The sequence below is a fragment of the Aerosakkonema funiforme FACHB-1375 genome, from assembly GCF_014696265.1.
Classification (GTDB): Bacteria; Cyanobacteriota; Cyanobacteriia; order Cyanobacteriales; family Aerosakkonemataceae; genus Aerosakkonema; species Aerosakkonema funiforme_A.
On the sequence record NZ_JACJPW010000051.1, the window covers coordinates 1 to 20,268 of the forward strand.

The 20,268-nt window shown below is 44.8% G+C and carries 18 protein-coding genes; 10 read left to right on the forward strand and 8 right to left on the reverse strand.

Annotated elements, in window-relative coordinates; translation table 11 throughout:
• Window positions 1-375: 375 nt before the first annotated feature.
• Window positions 376-1,461: a choice-of-anchor A family protein gene (locus H6G03_RS19775; RefSeq protein WP_190467156.1), complete on the reverse strand. Its 1,086-nt coding sequence runs from the start codon at window positions 1,459-1,461 to the stop codon at window positions 376-378.
• A 243-nt stretch (window positions 1,462-1,704) separates the two neighbouring features.
• The gene (locus H6G03_RS19780; protein WP_190467166.1) at window positions 1,705-2,250 is read right to left on the reverse strand and encodes an NADPH-dependent FMN reductase; all 546 of its coding nucleotides are present in this window, start codon (window positions 2,248-2,250) and stop codon (window positions 1,705-1,707) included.
• A 399-nt stretch (window positions 2,251-2,649) separates the two neighbouring features.
• On the opposite strand from H6G03_RS19780, the gene H6G03_RS19785 reads away from it, so the two are divergent.
• From H6G03_RS19785 to H6G03_RS19815, 7 genes are all read left to right on the forward strand, one after another.
• Window positions 2,650-4,683, forward strand: coding sequence for a DICT sensory domain-containing protein (locus tag H6G03_RS19785; protein WP_190467173.1), 2,034 nt, complete (start codon window positions 2,650-2,652; stop codon window positions 4,681-4,683).
• A gap of 251 nt (window positions 4,684-4,934) precedes the next feature.
• Entirely contained in the window at window positions 4,935-5,360 is a 426-nt protein-coding gene (gene psaD / locus H6G03_RS19790) for a photosystem I reaction center subunit II PsaD (RefSeq protein ID WP_190467174.1), read from the forward strand.
• A gap of 446 nt (window positions 5,361-5,806) precedes the next feature.
• Window positions 5,807-6,430 (forward strand): hypothetical protein, encoded by a 624-nt coding sequence (locus H6G03_RS19795; RefSeq protein ID WP_190467176.1) that lies wholly within the window; start codon window positions 5,807-5,809, stop codon window positions 6,428-6,430.
• 14 nt (window positions 6,431-6,444) lie between these two features.
• Complete coding sequence (locus H6G03_RS19800) at window positions 6,445-6,903, forward strand: hypothetical protein (RefSeq protein WP_190467179.1); 459 nt, start codon at window positions 6,445-6,447, stop codon at window positions 6,901-6,903.
• A gap of 127 nt (window positions 6,904-7,030) precedes the next feature.
• A complete protein-coding gene (trpE, locus tag H6G03_RS19805) occupies window positions 7,031-8,554 on the forward strand; it encodes an anthranilate synthase component I (RefSeq protein ID WP_190467181.1) in 1,524 nt (507 codons plus the stop codon).
• 109 nt (window positions 8,555-8,663) lie between these two features.
• Window positions 8,664-9,551: a PhzF family phenazine biosynthesis isomerase gene (locus H6G03_RS19810; RefSeq protein ID WP_190467185.1), complete on the forward strand. Its 888-nt coding sequence runs from the start codon at window positions 8,664-8,666 to the stop codon at window positions 9,549-9,551.
• Between the two features lie 117 nt (window positions 9,552-9,668).
• On the forward strand, window positions 9,669-10,034 hold the full coding sequence (locus H6G03_RS19815; RefSeq protein ID WP_190467188.1) for a cupin domain-containing protein: 366 nt from the start codon (window positions 9,669-9,671) through the stop codon (window positions 10,032-10,034).
• 6 nt (window positions 10,035-10,040) lie between these two features.
• Here H6G03_RS19815 and H6G03_RS19820 read toward each other — a convergent pair whose 3' ends face one another.
• Window positions 10,041-12,074, reverse strand: coding sequence for a GAF domain-containing sensor histidine kinase (locus H6G03_RS19820; protein ID WP_190467190.1), 2,034 nt, complete (start codon window positions 12,072-12,074; stop codon window positions 10,041-10,043).
• Window positions 12,075-12,678: 604 nt separating this feature from the next.
• On the opposite strand from H6G03_RS19820, the gene H6G03_RS19825 reads away from it, so the two are divergent.
• The 3 genes from H6G03_RS19825 to H6G03_RS19835 all read left to right on the forward strand — a co-directional run bounded on the left by H6G03_RS19825 (window position 12,679) and on the right by H6G03_RS19835 (window position 14,771).
• Window positions 12,679-13,848, forward strand: coding sequence for an EAL domain-containing protein (locus tag H6G03_RS19825; protein WP_242057000.1), 1,170 nt, complete (start codon window positions 12,679-12,681; stop codon window positions 13,846-13,848).
• A 72-nt stretch (window positions 13,849-13,920) separates the two neighbouring features.
• Window positions 13,921-14,157 carry an OmpA family protein gene (locus H6G03_RS39540; RefSeq protein WP_407650753.1) on the forward strand — a complete coding sequence of 79 codons (237 nt, stop codon included), beginning with the start codon at window positions 13,921-13,923 and terminating at the stop codon, window positions 14,155-14,157.
• A gap of 89 nt (window positions 14,158-14,246) precedes the next feature.
• Entirely contained in the window at window positions 14,247-14,771 is a 525-nt protein-coding gene (locus tag H6G03_RS19835; RefSeq protein ID WP_190467192.1) for a CAAD domain-containing protein, read from the forward strand.
• 181 nt (window positions 14,772-14,952) lie between these two features.
• Here H6G03_RS19835 and metK read toward each other — a convergent pair whose 3' ends face one another.
• The 5 genes from metK to nrdR form a co-directional block, all read right to left on the reverse strand.
• The gene (metK, locus tag H6G03_RS19840) at window positions 14,953-16,212 is read right to left on the reverse strand and encodes a methionine adenosyltransferase (protein WP_242057001.1); all 1,260 of its coding nucleotides are present in this window, start codon (window positions 16,210-16,212) and stop codon (window positions 14,953-14,955) included.
• A 381-nt stretch (window positions 16,213-16,593) separates the two neighbouring features.
• Window positions 16,594-17,121, reverse strand: a complete 528-nt coding sequence (locus H6G03_RS19845) for a hypothetical protein (RefSeq protein WP_190467194.1) — start codon at window positions 17,119-17,121, stop codon at window positions 16,594-16,596.
• Between the two features lie 188 nt (window positions 17,122-17,309).
• Complete coding sequence (locus H6G03_RS19850) at window positions 17,310-18,047, reverse strand: HAD family hydrolase (protein ID WP_190467197.1); 738 nt, start codon at window positions 18,045-18,047, stop codon at window positions 17,310-17,312.
• Window positions 18,048-18,200: 153 nt separating this feature from the next.
• Complete coding sequence (locus H6G03_RS19855; protein ID WP_190467200.1) at window positions 18,201-19,223, reverse strand: 30S ribosomal protein S1; 1,023 nt, start codon at window positions 19,221-19,223, stop codon at window positions 18,201-18,203.
• Between the two features lie 357 nt (window positions 19,224-19,580).
• A complete protein-coding gene (gene nrdR, locus H6G03_RS19860; RefSeq protein WP_190467204.1) occupies window positions 19,581-20,135 on the reverse strand; it encodes a transcriptional regulator NrdR in 555 nt (184 codons plus the stop codon).
• Between the last annotated feature and the right edge of the window lie 133 nt (window positions 20,136-20,268).

Genomic DNA, 20,268 nt, shown 5'->3' on the forward strand with positions numbered 1-20,268 from the left:
GCATTATCCATCCAGTATCGAATGCAGTAATTACGAATAAACTGAGCAGTCCTTATTGCCTCATCTAAGGCTTTGAACTGCTCAGTTTTTCCATATAATTTTGCTTCGAGGGTTAGCATGGTGTGATTAACTTATTTATGGTACTCATATTACCACAAAAAGACAAATGTTGCTCCGCTTTGTTTGTTGGTTGCGTTTTCATCCCCACCCACGAGGGGATGGGGCTTTCAACGCAACATCGCAGTAAAAAAAAACCCTTTTTGCTTTTGAGTCGTTAAAAGCTTGGTATAGAAGGTTTTGACGAAATTTATCCCCTCAATTATAACCGGGTTATTTACCGGGTTTTGGTATCGGGTTTGGTGGGGAGGATGCCAATTACTTGTGCTTGCGTCGAATCACACCCAGTAATGAACCAACTAAGCCTAAACCAAGCAGGGTTGTTGGTTCCGGAACTTTAGCAACTGTCTCGCCACCACCAGTACCGCCACCGACATCTGTACCACCACCAGTACCACCGCCTGTACTGCCACCGACATCTGTACCGCCACCAGTACCGCCGCCTGTACCGCCGCCAACATCTGTACCGCCACCAGTACCGCCGGAAGGCATATCGGGTAAAGTGCCATTAAATAAGTAGTTGTGAGACTCGCCATTTCCTGTTAAAGAAGCAGCGATAACGTTACCGTTAATTTGACCGTTGGTGAAGTTGAAAGCAGCAAGAGGTGCAAGAATGCTACCTTGAATGCCAATGCCGGTAGCACTTAGATTAGTGGCTTCATAAAAGTTGTAAAGAACTTTTTGCCTTTGAGCGTTTTCTGGGCTGCCGTTAATGTTAAAACCAAAGTATTGCATCTTAGCAGCATCACCACTGACGTTGACTACCACCGTAGAACCATTGGCGACGTTAATGTTGAAGCTATTAGCATTAGCCAAATCAGATGCTGATAGATTAAAAATGTTGAGGTTTGAATCCAATCCCGTTAAGGTAATTCCGCCATAGGCAATATTTTTAGTTCCGTTGGCAGTTAAACCTCCTAAATAAGAGGATAAGCCGATGAGATAATCTCCGGCAGCATTAAAGTCTAGAGGATTGCCCTGACTCAGTGTACCGCTGGGAAACCCTACTCCCGATACGTTAGCTGTGCCACCGTAGACGGCGTTACCGTGGTAAACTTGGCCGTTGTTCAGATTCAAATTACCGCCTGTTACCAGTACGTTGCCGCTATTGCTACCCAGGTGAGATCCCACGCCAAAGCCGCCTGTGAAAGTGGCGTTACCGCCAACAGCCAGTTTACCTTCTACGTCGGTACTCCATTGGTTGAAGTTGCCCAAGGTGAAGACATTGTAATCGGAGACTGGGCCCAGACTGGCTGCATAAGCTTGAGTCGAAATGCCTAATGCTAAGCTGGCTGCGATCGGAACTATTAGCTGTATTTGATTAGAAATTTTCCTCAGTTGCATAATATACCTACAAACTTAAGCGTTTAGTTTATGGTAACCGGGCAACACATTGATGAAAATACATGATGGCGAAACATCATTCAATCTTTACACAACCTAGTTGCTAGTAAATTTTATGTGAATTCTAATTTATCTGGATATATAAATTACATATACCTACGTAAATTCACAGAACTCTAGGTACGATCGCGCCTCAAAAAATCGGGTGGGCACTGCCCACCCTACTTGGCAATCGACAAAAACCTAAGCAGCGCTTCGCAGTTTGCGGGTGCTTTCTACTAAACTTTGTGCAAATCCATCGAAGCGCTGGGAAAGTTTCTCATCGAGTAGCTTGCCATCGGGGCCAAACGCTTTCCAGACTTGACCGATCGCAATCTGTTCGGGTATGACCCAACCATGTACCCATCTGAGGATCACCCGCAGGTCGTTGAGTGCGTTGCTGTTGGATTGTCCGCCCAAGACGCTGATCAATCCAGTAACTTTGTTGCTCAGCTCGTCAAAGCTCATCAAGTCCAGTGCATTTTTCAACACACCGCTGAGGCTACCGTGATATTCTGGGGTGGCCAAAATTAAAGCATCTGCCCCTTTAACAGCATTTCGCAAACGTTCCACATCCGGGTAATCGGGATATTCTTCTTCCCCGTTGCAAAATGGCAGCTGCATTTCTCGCAGGTCGAGGATCTCGACTTCGGCACCTAACGCTTCTACTCGTTGGGCGGCTATTCTCAACGCCTGCTGACTGTACGAGTCGGGCCGCAAACTACCACCAATTCCAACTACTTTCACCATAATTGCTCTCTCTTAAATTGATATGAGGACGCTCTTTACTAAATGCAAAAATACTTAATTCAAGTTAAGCAAGCACTTTCTTCTCCACACTCTACATCTGGGTGGAGCAAGTAAAGCGAACTCGTTATGACTATGAATTAAAGATAACAAGTCGATCGCGATTTTGTCAACAAAGTATCGATCTGCCGCAGGGATCGTTGAAAGGTAAACTAGAAATTAACAAAATCTGCTCAACTCATGCCAACATACTGAGCTAAAGCTCCAGCACCAAGAGATTGAGTCAAGGTTTTAGGTAGCTTTATCGCTCTTTTAACTCAGGGATTTGGCGCGGCTGCCAATATTACCGCGCCAAATGCCAGATAAGTGGATATCCGCTCAGACTTGAACCAAAAAACATCCATGAGCATCCAGACGTCTGTGCTGGCAGATTTGCTGCAAGACCTGCCCCAATTGCGACCGCAAATGTATTTCAAGTCTTCCCTCACGGCGCTCTCTCACGCGATGGAAGACCAAGTTTTAGCGGGGTCAGACGAGCCGCTAGTGATTGCAAGCTTTCAACGAGAGCGCTTCTACCGTCAGGAAGCGCATCGCTACAAACGGGTTGCAGAAAAAAGCGATCAGGTATATGTACTGGCGGCACCGGAAACTGACTTTACCAGTCGCTCGGACTCCTACGAGATGGTGGCGTTCGATCGTGAAGATACCCTAAGTCAAGAGTGGCATTTAGTGGTAATTGGGCAGCAGTACGCCAGCTGCCTTGTTTGCCGAGAACGACAAGCCCCAGCACCACTGACATCTGAGCAATTGAACTTCGATACTGAGGTATGTGACGCGGCTTTAAATATTGCTGGGCCAACAGCCGGATATGTAGACCCATCTCGGAGATTTGAAGGAATTTGGACTTTCGATCGCCAGGTGAGTTGTAAAGCGGCAGAATTCTTACTTAACAAAATATTGGTTTATCGGCCTGAGTTACAGGAGAAAATAGAGCAAGCTCAAAGAAAGTTTCTGACGGAAACATCATCGGGTTTCCATGAGATCGACCCAGATCCTTTTGCCCAGCGACTGGTGACTTACTTGCAAGCAGGGCAGTACAAATTGCTCAAAGCCTATAAGTCGATCGCAGATCAGGAACGGAAAGAACGACTGGTAAATTCCATTACATCGGCAATTCGGAAATCCCTGAACCCGCATGAAATTCTCAAAGGAGCGGCACAAGAGTTGGGGCAGGCTTTACAAGTATGTCGGTGTTTGATTTACCGTTGCAAAGAAACAGATGTTACCTCGACAAATCTACACGAGTTTTTAAGTACAGGTGTTAGCTCTCTGGCAGGGCAAAGCTGGCCTTTGCAGGATAATCCCCTGTTTCAGGAAGTAGTGCAAGTTCAAGAACCGCTATATGTGGCAGAAACTCGGCAAGATCCCAGGATTGCCAACACACCGAAGCTGAAAGCATTGATCGATCGCTTCAAAATAGTATCCTGGCTGCTCGTACCGGTACTGGATAAAGGCAAATTGTTGGGAATGGTAGAACTGCATCACTGCGGTGCGACGCCCCAGCAATGGCAAGAAGACGATCTGGCATTGGTGGAAGCGATCGCTACCCAAATCGGGGTCGCCCTCATTCAAGCCGAAGCCTACGCCAACTTAGAAGACCTCAACGACCAGTTGGAAGCCCTAGAACGCACCCGCAGCAACTTGATTGCCATTACCGGTCACGAACTGCGTACCCCCCTATCCACCATTCAAGTTTGTCTGGAAAGCTTAGCCAGCGAACCGGATATGTTGCCCGACCTGCGACAGATAATGCTAAATTCGGCCCTGACAGATGCGGAACGGATGCGGAAACTGGTGCAGGATTTCCTTACCCTTTCCCAACTCGAAAGCGGTCGAGTGCAATGGCACCCGGAACCCTTGCAATTGCAAGAGTGTGTCGAATTAGCCATCAGCAGCGCTCGCGCCCGTCTGCTCAAAGAGCAATTGCCTCAGATTAGCACGGAAGTACCCAGCAAACTGCCTCTGGTGCGGGCTGACGGTGAATGGCTTGTAGAAGTACTTTCCAAGCTGCTGGACAACGCTTGTAAGTTTACGGCACCGAAGGGGCAGGTAATTATCCAAGCTCGACCAAACGGCAATAAAATGCTGGAAGTTACAGTGGCAGATACCGGTCGCGGCATCGAACCAAACCGTCTGGAAACCGTTTTTGACAGGTTTTACCAAGAAGAAGGAGCCTTGAGAAGAACAACAGGCGGTACAGGTCTGGGATTGGCAATTTGTCGCCAGATCGTCAACGGTTGGGGCGGTCAGATTTGGGCCGAGTCTGCCGGCAAAGACCAAGGCAGTCAGTTGCACTTCACCATTCCGATCGTTGAAGGTAGCGGCGAGCAAAAGCGGCCAAATAAAAGCGATCGACGGCTAGGGTCTAGGGGCTAGGGGTTAGGGCGTCGGGGTTAGGGAAGAGGGGAGCGGGGGAGCGGGGGAGTGGGGGAGCAGAAGAATTAATATTTTCTCTCTTCCCTTTTCCTTCTCCCTCTTCCCTCTTCCCTCTTCCCGACGCCCTAACCCCTAACCCCTAGCCATTGGCCCATACCCAAAAGCTGAAGAACTGTTACAGTTCTTGACAGATTAGCAAAACAAGCGTTGTCTCGGTGATAGGATTCCCTAAAAAGTTGAGAGAGGAATCTATGGCAGAAACTTTGACTGGACAAGCACCTTTATTCGGCGGCAGCACTGGCGGCTTGCTAAGCAAAGCAGAAATAGAAGAGAAGTACGCAATCACCTGGACTAGCCCTAAAGAACAGGTGTTTGAAATGCCTACCGGTGGCGCTGCTGTCATGCGGCAGGGTGACAATCTTCTCTACCTGGCCCGTAAGGAACAATGTATTGCCTTGGGCGGTCAGCAACTGCGTGCTAAGTTCAAAATCAACAACTACAAGATTTACCGCGTTTTCCCCAACGGTGAAATCCAGTACCTGCACCCTGCTGATGGCGTCTTCCCGGAAAAAGTGAACCCAGGTCGTGAGGCGAAAAATTCCAAAGCTCGCAACATCGGCAGCAATCCCGATCCTGCAAAGGTGAAGTTTAGCGGTCGTACTCCTTCCGATGTCTAATCGGTTCTGAGCTTGTTAACATCAGAAAAGTACCGTAGGGCAGACGGAAACTGCCAGTCTAGAAGCTGGTAAACGCTTGAGGATTAGGTTGTAAAGCCTAGATATCATCCAAAAAGATGAGCCCAAGAATCCTACAGATATTTTCTGTGTGGAATGTCACAATTATTTTGCTGGCAATAATCCAGCATTCCTAGAAACAATTAAGTCCCGGAAAGATTTATCTTTCCGGGACTTAAGTTTTATCGTTAGTATGATGATAAATAATATCCTGTCCGGTTACATCGGTAGTATATGAGCGATGCGAAAAATTATCTGTGGAGATCGGGAGTTAAATTTTTACCGCAGATGAAAACGCAGATAAACGCAGATAAGAAAGCGTTTTTTTTGCAACCGATGCTAGCAGACGGTATATAAATTTTTGAACGAACTATTCCGTTAATGCAAAAATGAAAAAAGAATTAACCAATAGCATAGCGAAAATTAGCCTGGGCTTGAGTTTAACAATTATAAGTGCTGGCTTTTTACCAGTTTTTTCACAGCAACAGATTGAGCGATATCCTACGGGCTCGGAAATACAAAGATTGCGATCGAAATTACGCGAGCAGATTCGTAGGAATAATGTTGGAGACAGTCGCAGTCAAGCAGAAAAACAAAGGAGAGAATCTTTTGTGAGAGCTTGGTCGAGGGTAGACCCAGCGGTTGCACCTTTTTTGGGTAAATGGTCGGGATATGAAGAAGGTCTGAGTGTTTATCCTTCCAATATAAGAGGTCGTGTTTGCCTTATTTACATTGGCATACAAGAAGCTGAGTTCGGTTTGGGAACTGTATCTAATGGGGTAATCCGAACCGATGACAAAGAAGTAATTTTAAAGGAAGGAGATTATCTAGGAGTAGTAACTGTGAGGAACGATCGCGCAGATATTCCCGTCGAAATTCCATATAACTCTCCCACAGTTTTGCAAGCAGCAAGACAGTTTGCACAGTTATCTGCAAACGTGCAGGATGTAGATAAAGTAGTGCGACAGTTTAATGCTGCTGGCTGTATGGTTGGGTTACCCTCCAGAAGATAGAATTAAGGATGTTTATGAAAGGCAAAGCAATACTTGGGTTTGGATTGAGCTTGGCAATTTTAGGAACTGTGCGTTTACCGAGTTTGGCACAGTCTCACTTCCAAGATATAAAGCAATCGAGACAGACAGTGCAAAGTTTAGCCAATGGCAACTATTTTTATGGTAAATCGCGTTTGCCAAATCGACAAGATGTTGATTACCTGGTTTTTCGCAAAATAGCAAATACAGCAATAGGATTTAAGTATAGGTATAGGGAAGAAGGGTATTGCCTTAAAGGGACAATAAGGGGAAATGCGATCGCTAACGTTACTAGGGAGTATGAGATCGGTATGGGTAGTGTTCCAGAACTCAGACGCGGAGACCCGATCGATTTGGCAACCTACAATAGATTAAATTTTAACCAAGTACCAGATGATTCTAATGCCAGAAGAAGGTTACAAGAATGTGTCAGCTTGTTCTCTCATAGAAGATAGGGGAGAAATTTAGACTTAGACTTGACGGGTTCGCACTAGGAGTGAAAAACTGTAGTGTGGTGGCGATTTGGCTGCATATTCAGAATTTGGTAAAACCGGATCGCTCCTATCCAAACCCAATAAAATTATGATATTCCCCGATTTCTCCCAATTTTGCGAACTGGCTAAGCAAGGTAACTTTGTCCCCGTCTACCAAGAATGGGTGGCGGATCTGGATACCCCCGTTTCTGCTTGGTATCGAGTTTGTGCGGGACAGCCTTACAGCTTCCTGCTAGAATCTGTGGAAGGTGGGGAGAAAATCGGACGCTACAGTTTGTTGGGATGCGACCCCCTGTGGATTTTGGAGGCAAGAGGCGATCGCACGATTCAGCACCACCGCGATGGTAGGGTTGTGGAGTTTGAAGGCGACCCTTTTAAAGCTTTGACTGATTGTCTGACGCCTTATCAACCGATAAAATTGCCGCAGCTACCGCCGGGAATAGGCGGTTTGTTCGGGTTTTGGGGTTACGAACTAATTCGCTGGATCGAACCGCGAGTACCGATATATGCAGGTGGGACAGAAGATTTGCCGGATGGCTTGTGGATGCAAGTCGATCACTTGCTGATTTTTGACCAGGTGAAGCGGAAAATTTGGGCGATCGCATATGCAGATTTGCGAGATCCGAAAGTAGATTTGGAAATAGCTTACAAGCAGGCGTGCGATCGCGTTACCCAGCTGGTCAACAAATTACAATCTCCCCTTTCCCAGCAGAGTAACCTTTTGGCGTGGAAGCCTCCGGGAACGGATACAGGAGAAATTCAGTATACCAGCAATATTTCCCGCGAAAAGTTCTGCGAAAATGTGCAAAAAGCAAAGGATTATATCAAAGCGGGGGATATTTTCCAAGTTGTACTTTCTCAACGACTTTCAACGGAATACACTGGCGACCCCTTTGCACTTTATCGATCTCTGCGATTGATTAATCCTTCGCCTTATATGGGTTATTTTAACTTCGGGGATTGGCAGATTATCGGTTCCAGTCCGGAAGTGATGGTGAAAGCTTTTCGCGATTCATCTGGGGGAAGTGTAGCAACATTGCGACCGATCGCAGGTACTCGCCGACGCGGTAAAACACCCCAAGAAGATACTGCATTGGCAGAGGATTTGTTGCAAGACCCCAAGGAAATTGCCGAACACGTTATGCTGGTTGACTTGGGAAGAAATGACTTAGGTCGCGTCTGCAAAAACGGTACGGTGAAAGTCGATGAATTAATGTCGATCGAACGTTATTCCCACGTTATGCACATCGTTAGTAATGTGTTGGGAGAACTTGCTACTGATAAGAATGCGTGGGATTTATTGAAAGCTTGTTTCCCCGCCGGAACTGTTAGCGGTGCGCCAAAAATTAGGGCGATGGAAATTATCCACGAGTTAGAAGGATGTCGGCGTGGCCCTTATTCTGGGTCTTATGGATATTATGATTTTGAAGGACAGTTGAATAGTGCGATCGCAATTCGCACTATGGTTGTCCGCGATCGAGGTAACGGCAAACATACCGTTTCTGTGCAAGCAGGTGCCGGTTTGGTTGCTGATTCTGTTCCGGAAACAGAATATGAAGAAACTCTCAATAAAGCCAGGGGTTTGTTAGAAGCAATTCGCTGTTTGCCTTAACTTTTGTAGGCTAAGTTAGGCAATAGCCGTAATATCCTGTCCTACCGATGCTACCGGACAGGATATAATTCAAACTGCGAAGACGCGAAGGACGCGAAGGAAATTAAATATGCTGAATTTTTACATCGTCGATGTATTTGCTGTAGGAAAATACACCGGAAATCAATTAGCTGTGTTTGCGGGTGATGGCGTTGCGAAATTATCCGATCCCGATATGCAGCGCATTGCTAAGGAGATGAATTATTCGGAAACCACATTTATTACATCTCCTCAAATGCGAGATGGCGGTTATGATGTGCGGATATTTACACCGGAACAAGAGTTACCTTTTGCCGGACATCCGACTTTGGGAACTGCTTATGTTTTGCAACAAGAAATTATCCAACAACCAGTTGAAACGATTATCTTAAATTTGAAGATAGGACAAATTCCGGTAACCGTTCATTATGCGGGTGAAGTAGTTGAATGGTTGTGGATGCGCCAAAAAACGCCTACTTTCGGACAGGGTTTATCGCCAAATAAGATTGCGCCTGTTCTGAATTTAGATGTAGAAGAAATTGATACCAGATTTCCGATTGAAGAAGTTTCAACTGGTGTGCCATTTATTATTGTGCCGTTGAAAAATCTTGCGGCTGTGAAGAGAATCAAGGTTAACCAAGACAAATATTTTGAGTTAATAAGTAATACTCAAGCTAAGGCGATTCTGGTTTTTTGTCCGGAAACCTACAGTTCGGAAAATCATTTGAACGTGCGAATGTTTGCCGATGCAATGGGAGTTCCGGAAGACCCGGCTACTGGAAGTGCAAATGGTTGTTTGGCTGGTTATTTAGTTGAGTATGCTTATTTTGGTGAAAATGCGATCGATCTGCGAGTTGAGCAAGGATATGAAATTGGTAGACCTTCTTTGCTATTATTAAAAGCGCAAAAAGGTGAGGCTGGCATTGAAGTTAATGTAGGTGGAAAGGCGATTATAATAGCAAAAGGAGAATTTGTTTAAGTTGAAATAAGAAATATGGGACAAGACACTAGGCTTGTTTGAAACTTCGATGGTTGCCAAAATATAATGATAATGGCTATTTTTTCCAGAATTTGTCAGCATTTTAAATAAACAACCATGCCCCAATTAATTGAAAAACCCACCCGCATTCAAGCAGCAGGAAATAAGCCCAAACTGATCGACGAGTATATCGGTCGCGCTAACAGCCAAACTGAAGCTGTCAGCATTGCCCATATGCGTTCACCTAGCGGCTGGATAGAACCGGGTCAGCGTCCGGAGTTCGACGAGTTTACGGTTGTACTCACAGGTATGCTGCGAGTGGAATACGAGGGCGGTCAGGTGGATGTTCGAGCGGGACAAGCTGTGATTGTACGTAAGGGAGAATGGGTCCGCTACAGCACCCCCACCGCAGAGGGAGCCGAATATATTGCTATCTGCTTACCAGCTTTTTCTCCCGATACGGTACATCGGGAATCTGTTTAAGATAGTTCAAGTATTTGCTGAATTCCCGTCATCTAAATATGCTGTTTTGACAGTAGCAACAGCATTTCGATCGCTTAGTGTCTGCGGTAGCACGATCGCAAATTCTGTTCCCTGTCCCGGAGCGGAAATACACTTTAACAAACCCCTGTGTTGTTCGGTGATAATCCGATAGGAAATCGATAGTCCCAAGCCAGTCCCTTTACCAACAGGTTTTGTTGTAAAAAAAGGATCGAATATACGCAACTGCAACGATTCTGGTATACCTGGGCCATTATCTGCAATCCTAATTACAATCCTCGAACTATCGATTACTTCGGTACGAATCCAAATCGTAGGTAATTGGCACTCGGCGATCGATCTTTGGGAATTTCCCCCTTGCTCTTCCACCTCTGACAAAGCATCAATAGCATTAGCAATAATGTTCATAAATACCTGATTGAGTTCTCCTGGGTAACACTCGACCGGAGGTATATCGCCATATTCTTTCAACACCTGAATTTCAGGACGACCCTGCTGTGCCCTTAGCCGATTGTTCAAAAGAACCAAAGTGTTATCGATGCCTTCGTGAATGTCTACAGCCTTCCTTTCCGCCCGATCTATACGAGAAAAATTACGTAGAGAGCAGACAATATCGCGAATGCGCTCCGCTCCTACTTTTATAGAACAGATTAGTTTGGGTAAATCTTCTCTTAAAAAATCGAAGTCGATTTCTTCTATTGCCAATTTAATTTCAGGCACAGGTTGGGGATAATGCTGTTCGTAGAGTTGCAGCAAACTTAACATATTTTGAAAATATTTATCTGCATGGTCGATATTTCGGTGGATGAAACTGACTGGGTTGTTAATTTCGTGGGCAACACCAGCAACTAGCTGACCCAAGCTAGACATTTTTTCGCTTTGAACAAGTTGGATGTGAGCCTGTTGCAGTTCTTGTAGTGTTTTCTCTAACTCTTGGGTTTGCTGTCTCAATAGTTGAGAAGTCGATTGCAACTCAGTATTCGTTCTTTGCAGACACTCTTGCGCCTTTGCCCGTTCGATCCGAACTCCCAAAATACGACAAGCAGCTAAGAGTAAATCTTTTTGCAAAGTATCCTGAAGTTGGCGCAAATTACGAGACTCTAAAGTGAGTACACCTATAACCGTACCATCTGTAGCCGGAATCGGAAAAATGCCGAGTTCACCAATTGCCGAATGACGCAATGCCGGTACTGCATTGGGATGATTGGCATAATCCTCGATAAATAATGGTTGACCTGTTTCTACCACTTGCCAAAGCAGTCCTTGACCTCTGGGTACACCTCGTTGCAAAGCTGCTTCCATTTCTGCTACTGCTGTCTTGCCATAAGCTGCTACAAATTCGGCAGATACGTAGTTGGTGAGAGTACAAGCTTGATAAGTTTCATTTAAGTCGCGAATTACTTTGACATCTCCAAAGGCACAGTTTGTAACGCAGACAAGGTAACCGAGAGCAAACTCAGCAATTTCTTGTAAGTCTGTAGAGCTTTGTAAGCGATCGGTCAAACCGAGCAAGAAAGAAAGTCGTTCGACTTCCGCATTCAACTGCTGGTGACTTGTTACATCTACCAACAACCCATTCCAGAAAATATTTCCATTCGCCTGTAACGAAGGTTGTGCATCCCACTGAATCCATTTAACTTGTCCTGATGGCAAAATAAAACGTCCTGCCCACCTCCACGATCGCAACATTCCGCCTGCTTCGGCTATAGAGTTGAAAAAATCCTCTCGGTCATCTGGATGCAGCATGGAAATGAGGGTTTCCGTATCCATTTCCATATCTGGTGACTCTATCTCAAAAAATTCCTGAAAACTGGGACTGAGGAATAGAAAACTAAGGGAACCATCTCTACGAAGTAAAAATTGATAAGTTAGCCCCGGTATATTAGCCAACAAATGCTGAGGCTTTTTTTGGCTCTGCCAGAAGGCAACTGCCCTTGAAGATACCTCTGTGATTTTTTGCTCTTGTACTTGTAATGTCTGACAAGGCTCTGAAGCGGTAATACTGACGTGTTGAAGACTCATAGATTTGCTTGGCTGGCGATAAGACTGTGCTTGTTTGGGCAATTAATTCTGTTTGCTTAGAAATTAAATTTCTCTCGTTCGGGTTTTTTAAAGAAAAATTCATCAAATCTACTTTTTTGCGAAAAATTAAACAAAAGGAACTTTGCTTGCCTCTAACTCAAATAATTCATTTGAGTTATTTCTAGTGATATCTTAATATTTTAAATTTTATTTCATTTTATAGCAATACATTAAAAAGAGCAATTTTCTTCACAATTACTTTATATAATTGGTAGGAATAAATACTTGCATACTATATTTAATTACTATATTTTTATGCTCATAGGGCTCTGTCTGTCGGTTGATTCGCAAGTCGTCAATACTTACATCTCTGGACAGTTTGCTGTTACAGAAATGATTCGACAGAACATTTGCGAACCATCCAAGTCGGATCTTAACAGGTCTAACTCTTTAGCTGGTAGCCAGCTGGCACACAACCACCATAAGTCTTAACTTTAGCTTAAAGTGTATCTAAGGTTACTAAAAAGATTTGCTCTATTAGTTTAATTTTTAGTTTCCTCTGATACAAAAAAGTCTCTACTACTATAGATAGATGTTTATCTAAATGAATAAAGCAAAACTCTATTGCACCACCTTAACAGCAAAATCTACCATGCAGAAGATAGACAAAGGTTTAGGAAACTGCACTCGTTGCGAAACTCTACCTAGCAAAATTCAGGACAAGGGAACGCTGTATATGTGGTTTCCAGTAGTACATACGCTTAATAAGCTGATTCCCGCTTTGGGGAAAACCGATCTGGCTCACCAACTTTTAAAAGATGAGCAATGCTTGAAAATTATTGTGGATCGTAATAATATTGAAATATTGCTCGCCACACTAACATCCAAACTTACCAATAAAGAATTGAAAGAAACGCAGGCTGTATGGATGCCTGGAACTGAGGAACCGCTATTTCGGGATTTTTCTCGCATCACCTCGCTGAATAACTTTGTCAGCCTCAACAAGTGTGAGTGGTTGTTAGATATATTGGCACAAGAGCGTTTGACGTGTCATTTTCAGCCGATCGTATATGCTGATGATACTTCCCGAATTTTTGCACAAGAGGCATTGCTGCGTGGATTTGATAAGGATGATAACCTAATTAGTCCGGGTTCCATATTTACGAGCGCCCAAGACGCTGGTCTCGTTTTTCAACTAGATGCCTTAGCGCGACAAATGGCAATCCGCGAAGCAAGCAAATATGGTATTAAAGAGCAGATTTTTATTAATTTTTCTCCCACGGCTGTGTACGACCCAACTACTTGCCTACGCATGACAGTGCGTGCGATTAGCGAAGCCGGGATTCCTCACGATCGGGTTGTTTTTGAAGTGATGGAATCAGAGCAGCCACCAGATATAAATCATTTGATCAAGATTATGAAATTTTACCAGGAAGCTGGATTTTTGATTGCACTTGATGACTTTGGTACAGGTTATTCTAATTTGAATTTAATTCACGAACTACGTCCTGACTTTATCAAGTTGGATAGGCATCTGATTCACAATGTACATCAAGAACCATACAAAGCACTGATTACTGAAAAACTGTTGGAAATAGCCCAACAATTAAATATTAAGACTATTGCTGAAGGTATTGAGCTGACGGAAGAACTGGAATGGGTGCGAGAAAGGGGAGCAAACTTTGCCCAAGGGTTTTTAATTGCCAAACCGATGACGCCACCAGTCAAAGTTACTTCCTACATAGGAAGTGAGCCTATATATTTATCCGCATAGGTAGTTTTTGGGGAAGCTAGTTTTGAGGGGTTCAAGGAACCCCGTTTTTCATGTCTTGGTGCAAAAATTTTTATTTACGGACACACCGACAGCAAAGGAGATGATGCTTACAATGAAAAACTTTCCCAACTCCGAGCCGCCGCAGTCAAATACTATTTGATTAATGTTTTCAAAGTCCAGCCGAATCGACTGCAAACCAAAGGATTTGGCAAAATTAAGCCAATTGCTCCTAATAATAATCCTGATGGCTCCGATAATCCGACTGGTAGGGAAAAGAACAGGCGCGTTGAAGTACTAATTAAAACTTAAACGAAATAATCTTTCCAATAAAAACCAAAAGGGTCGCTTCGGCGTAAACTATAGCAAAGATTTGCAATTTTTCATTCCCAAGGATAGATATGCAAGATAAACTGCCAGCAAACGATCCACCAGAAACAAAAGTTCCAGACTCAGAGGTTAACGTAACACAACCAGTAGCCCCTGCTGCCAAACCGCCTGTGGAACCTGTGGAACCCTCTACGGAACTGCCAACAGTAGAGGTTAAGGTGCCAGAACAGGAACCGTTGCCGACCGAAGTGCCAAATGAAACCTCTACCCAACAATGGCGGCAGGTTGCGGACAGAATATCGGGTTTTATAGATAGTCCGCCAAGTTACCTAACCGAGTTTTTTGACAAATACAAGCAACCCTTAATCAGCGTTAGTTTAATTCTGTTAGTTTTTATCAGTATCAAACTGCTGTCGGGTTTGTTGGATGCTATCAATGAAATTCCTTTGATAGCGCCAACTTTTGAGCTAATTGGCTTGGGATATGCAGGTTGGTTCGTTTATCGCTATTTACTCGGCGCTAAGAACCGCGAAGAATTATCCGAGCTAGTTAAGGCTGTTAGAGAGTACATTTTCGGCAAAGAAAACGTAAAATAGCTAACAGATGAAATTGGCTATCGTTAGCTAAATTTAGGGTGGGTTGGATAGCATTTAACGCTTCAAAATCCGCCCTATCCAAATAATTATTTAGGTTGCTTTTTTTACCTTAACTCAACTTACGTCTGTTACTACTAAACCTTGCCAGCAAGGGTGGGCATTGCCCACCCTACAATTACTATCAGCAAGCAGCAGCTGTTTTAGCAGCAGCTGTTTCCTTCAACAAAGCGGCCTTATCTGTTTGCTCCCAAGGTAAGTCTAGATCGGTGCGTCCCATGTGACCGTAAGCGGCGACATTCTGATAGAAACGACCGCCGCGTTCGGCGGGAAGGAGACGCAAATTAAAGGTGGCGATAATACCTGCCGGACGGAGTTCAAAATGGTCTTTCACTAAATCCAGCAATATTTCATCATCTACCTTGCCAGTACCGAAAGTTTCTACCATAATGCTGACAGGTCGAGCTACGCCGATCGCATAACTTAGCTGCACTTCGCACTTATCGGCAAGACCTGCCGCAACAATATTTTTAGCGGCATAACGACAAGCATAAGCAGCAGAACGGTCTACTTTCGTGGGGTCTTTACCGGAAAAAGCACCACCACCGTGGCGAGAGTAGCCGCCATAGGTATCTACAATTATTTTCCGTCCCGTGAGCCCAGAATCTCCTTGGGGGCCACCAATAACAAATTTCCCAGTCGGGTTGACAAGGAAGCGAGTTTGTGAATCCGGCTTGACATCAATATCTGCAAAAACTGGTTCTACGACCGCTGTCCACAGGTCTTCTTTAATTTTGGCTTGTACTGCGGCGGCGTCTGTAATATCGCCTATCGTGGCGGCGTGTTGAGTAGAAATCAGGATAGTATCGATGCCAACAGGTTTGCCGTCTTCGTAGGCAACCGTTACTTGAGTTTTGCCATCCGGACGCAGGTAGGGCAAATCGCCTGTCTTTCTTACTGCTGCCAATCTGCGAGAAATGCGGTGTGCCAAACTGATGGGCATGGGCATCAGTTCTGGGGTTTCGTTGCAGGCGAAGCCAAACATCAAACCCTGATCTCCAGCGCCAACGGCGTCAAATGCCTCTTCGCTCGACTCTACGCGAGTCTCAGCGGCAGCATTAACCCCTTGGGCAATATCGGGAGATTGTTCGTCTAAGGCAACCAGAACTGCACAACTGTTGGCAGAAAATCCATTATCAGCATCAATGTAGCCAATTTCAGCAATTTTTTTGCGGGCTAAATCGACGTAGTTAACTTGAGCTTTGGTAGTGATTTCTCCGGTAATCAGTACTAAGCCGGTGTTGACGACGACTTCTGCGGCTACGCGGCTGGACGGGTCTTGTGTGAGCAGTGCATCTAGAATAGTATCGGAAATTTGATCGCAGATTTTATCTGGATGGCCTTCGGTAACGGATTCCGAGCTAAACAGGTAGCGACGAGACAAGGCAAAATCCTCCTGGGACATTGGGCCGAGTAAAATGTTTGGGCTATTTTCAGCCACTGTAACCAGCCATCATAACAACATTTCTTCCCTTGGGTAGAGACTTCCATCACTCAGTTTGACCAATCGAGTAGTAAGTCGATCGGGACTTATGCACTCTGGGGCGACAACATCGGTCAAGTAATCGGAGAAACCGGGTTTCTTCGCGTGAAAGTAACGCAAGAGTCTGCTTTGCGATGAAGAAAGCCGATTTGTTTGCCCCTAAACCGGAATACCTGGCTGATGCTACATAAAACGAGTTAATTTTTTACATTTTTAAACCATTTTTAGGCAGACCCAGTTTATTAGCTTAATTCATATAGATGTTAGCCAATTAGCAAAAAATTAGGGAACTATCAAAGTTTCTGACTTTTTGGTAGTAGTTTCTCTCAAACGTTGCTGCCAAGCTTTTTTGACAATCTCTGCTTGCACTGCAATCAGCTTGGCAGTTAATTTATGGGGAATGTCTCTGACTTCATCATCTCCCAACCACTCACACAGTTGTGTCAATAATAAACAAGCTCGATCTAATCGCGATGGTTCTAGCAAAATTTCTTTAAGCTTGTCTATATAAGCCATTCGCCTTTGAAATGCCTGTAGGCGTTCTGAGTAGGTAACTGGAGCGTGAAAGTTAACTGTTCCTATGGCGTAAACAGAAATACATTTAATGTCGAAGTAACTTCCCACGGCGGCACCAGGGCCAACAAAATCTGCATAATAAGGGTTCTGCAAGATCAACCCACCTTCACTTTCAGGTGTTAGGTACAACAACTGTCCGCTTTTAAACAGGGAAAGCGGCGCACAAGAAAGGGTTGGTTTTATTTGATTGGTGGGGATGCTTTTTAAAGAGCCGTTGAAGGCATTATGCTGCATAACTCGCTGGGAATGGAGAGGGTTATTTACCTACTCAGATGTATTTCTCGCTTCTCAGGAGTTATGCAAAATTTTGCTTTTCCGATCGGGCGGTTAGCACCTAGCAAAAGATGGTACGGTGCTAACCGCCCAAAGCTAACATACCCTACCGCTCATTCAATTTGCTATCACAAATGTGTAATCTGCAATTATTTAATTATCTGGATTTCGTCTAGTTGGCCGATCGCTACATCTGCTGCTTCTAAATGAGCTGCTTCCGGTTTTCCCCAACAAATGCCAATACAACCAGCTGCACCAGCACGACGGGCCATTTCAATATCACCGACAGAATCGCCCACCATCAGGGTAGCACCCGGTTCTACGGCCAATTTGCGACAAGCTTCTATAAATAAAGCTGGATCGGGTTTGCTTGGGCCCTCATCTACTCCCATTTCTAACTGGATGTAATCATTTAGCTGATGTCGCTTGACAAATTCTTTCACTCGTGCTGTTCGAGAAGCTGACAGCATCCCTAATTTTAATCCTGCTGCTGATAGAAATTGCAGCACTTCCAAACAGCCGACAAATAGAGGGGAAGGCGGGGTATTTTGGAAAATGCGATCGGCTTCTTCAAAGCAGCGACGTGCTATTGCCAAAGATTCCAACCACCCGCGTCCGGTTTCGGCGATATAAGCAGCGGCGGCAATTTCATTTTCGCGACGACTGCCAACTGCCATCAAGCCGGTGGGATCGAGGATATTGCCATTAATACCAAATGCCATTAACAATGGATCGCCGATTCCTGGAATTTGGGCATCAATCATGCGAGCTCGTTTTTGTCCGAGGTTTCGCAAATACTCTTCAGAATTTTCTAGCGTACCATCTTTGTCAAAAATTACCGCTTCGATATTTGGGAAAGATACTTCCCGACAGCGAATAGTTACCAAAGTTTTTTACTCCTCCGAAAAACTTACCCAAATCTAAAATTAAAGGTTTCGTAGAAATAAGAACGTTCTAACCGACTTTTATCGGTTGCGATAATTAAGCGCAAATAAAAAAAGAGGGCAGATCCCTCTTTTTGCAATCGAGTCAATCTGCCGCTATTCTTCTGTTGCGGATACGATTTCTTCTTCAGGGATTGTTTCTTCAGCAAGCGGTTCGACTGCTTCGACCGCTGCTTCAGTGACAACTGGTATTTCAAGACGAGCAGGTGCAGCACCTTGCTGTTTGGCTTTCATTTGCTCGCGATACTTAGCAGCCATTTCTTCTGCCATTTCGTAGACGCGATCGCGATTTCTGATCATATCACCAGCTTCTGGTTCCAGCTGCTTGGTGGAAAGTGAAATCCGACCTCTCTCAGCATCTAAGTCAATGATCATCACCTTAATTTCATCATTGACGTTGAAGACGCTGTGAGGCGTATCGATATGTTCGTGGGAAATTTCGGAAATGTGCAGCAAACCGCTGACTCCGCCAATATCGATGAAAGCACCGTAAGGTTTGATTCCCCTTACCGAACCTATCACCACTTCTCCGACTTCCAGTCGGTTCATCTTGCGCTCTACCAATGCGCGTCGGTGACTCAGCACCAAACGATTGCGGTCTTCGTCTACTTCCAAGAACTTGAGGGGCAATTCCTCTCCCACCAATTCTTCTTTCGGTTTGCGGGTGCTGATGTGAGAACCTGGAATAAAGCCACGCAAGCCTTCAATTCTTACCAATGCTCCGCCGCGATTGGTGGCAAAAACGCCCGATCTCACTGTAGCATCTTCTGCTTGCAATTGACGCACTCGCTCCCAAGCCCGCATATACTCAATGCGTCGAATGGAAAGCGTCAGCTGTCCTTCTTCATTTTCATCTGTGAGGATGTAAAATTCACGAGTTTCGTTTGATTGCAATACCTCTTCCGGAGCGTCAACCCGGTTTATTGACATTTCCTGGATGGGTATATATGCCGCTGTTTTAGCACCAATGTCAATCAGAGCGCCTCTCGGCTCTATACTGAATACCGTACCAGCTACAATATCACCGGGATTGAAGTGATAATCATATTTATCGAGTAGAGCGGCGAAGTCGTCGTGAGTGAAGCCTATTTCTGCTGTTGCTGTTTTCTGATTGACCATGCAAATCGTTTCCTGGTAATTATGTTTGTAAAAGTTGCGCCTCCTGTCGATGTATACGCACTTTGGTAATGTGCAGCCTACACCTACAAGCCTCCAAGCCGTATGGGCAGCTGTTGGCCAGCTGCACGATTTAGAGTCCAGATTAAATATTTTAACTTAAGTCCATCAATTCGGATGTAGTTTCTATTCATGCGATCGCCCGCGACCTTCTAGCTGAGTCGCCGATCGAGAACATCTGCTTGTCATTTACCCTATTGAGGTTTTCATAGAAGCAACCTTTGTATCTTAATCAGCTTTCAAACTGCATATTATGGCTATTTTGGCAAGGGGATTATGTGAAACACAAAGTTCTAAATGTTACAATGGCGTCGCCAAAGAAGCGGCGGTTTCCAGTTCTTCAGTCTCGGATAAGTGTTGTCGCTCACCTGTAACTGTGGTATTGCCTACCGATGCAGTTGCTCTGCTCGTACTTAACTGATTTAAAGTATCCACAAAATCTTTAATACTTTGGAATTGGCGGTAGACAGAGGCAAAACGTACATAAGCTACCTCGCTCAGAGATTGCAGCCTTTGCAGAATCATCTCTCCAATTTCGCTGCTGGTGACTTCTCGTACCTCTCGCTGCTGGAGTTCCGATTCCACTTCATCAACGAGAGCTTCCAGTTGTATTTGAGCTAAACCGGTTTTCTGACAGGCGCGAACGATACCGCGCAGCAATTTAGAACGATCGAAAGATTCCTTTCGACCATCTCGCTTAATCACCGTAATCGGAACAAATTCAATTTGCTCGTAAGTTGTAAAGCGACGTTTGCAGCGCAAACATTCTCGTCGTCGCCGGATACTTTGTCCTGCTTCTGCGGAACGAGACTCAAGCACGCGGTTATCTGGGAAGTGACAGAAAGGGCAGCGCATAGTCGATCGATTGATTTATTGTAGGTTAGGTAGGTGCGAATGCGATCGCATAGCGAAAACGCGAAAAAAACGCGAAAGCCAGCTGTTACTTTCGCTCTGGCTAATGCGAGATGACCAGATGAGTAGCAGCGGC